This is a genomic window from Streptomyces fuscichromogenes (assembly GCF_014645815.1).
GTDB classification, from domain to species: Bacteria; Actinomycetota; Actinomycetes; order Streptomycetales; family Streptomycetaceae; genus Streptomyces; species Streptomyces fuscichromogenes.
Genome location: NZ_BMML01000124.1, coordinates 1 through 605, shown reverse-complemented (window position 1 = coordinate 605; position 605 = coordinate 1). Strand labels below are relative to the sequence as shown.

The window sequence follows — 605 nt, the reverse complement described above, 5'->3', positions numbered from 1 at the left end:
CCTCGTACTCCCGCAGGAACGCGATCACCGCCGGGTTGGAGGACTGGAGTTCGGTGTAGGAGCCCAGTCCGAAGGCGGGGTTCTGCTTGCGGATCTCGATCATCCGCCGGGTCCAGTGCAGCAGGGAGGACGGGGAGGACATCGAGGCTTCGACGTTGGTGACCTGGTAGCCGTGGACGGGGTCCATGATGGTGGGCAGGTAGAGGCGTCCGGGGTCGCAGGAGGAGAAGCCGGCGTTGCGGTCGGGGGTCCACTGCATGGGGGTGCGGACGGCGTCGCGGTCGCCGAGCCAGATGTTGTCGCCCATGCCGATCTCGTCGCCGTAGTAGAGGATCGGTGAGCCGGGGAGCGAGAGCAGCAGGGCGGTGAAGAGCTCGATCTGGTTGCGGTCGTTGTCGAGGAGGGTGGCGAGGCGCCGTCGGATGCCGATGTTGGCGCGCATGCGCGGGTCCTTGGCGTATTCGGCCCACATGTAGTCGCGTTCCTCGTCGGTGACCATTTCGAGGGTCAGCTCGTCGTGGTTGCGCAGGAAGATGCCCCACTGGCAGCCGGAGGGGATGGCGGGGGTCTTGGCGAGGATCTCGGAGACGGGGTAGCGGGACTCC

The 605-nt window shown here is 66.9% G+C and carries 1 protein-coding gene; it reads right to left on the bottom strand.

The genetic code is table 11. The features are described from left to right. A partial coding sequence (locus tag IEZ11_RS50475) for an alpha-amylase family glycosyl hydrolase (protein ID WP_268239988.1) occupies window positions 1-605 on the bottom strand: 605 nt, incomplete at both ends.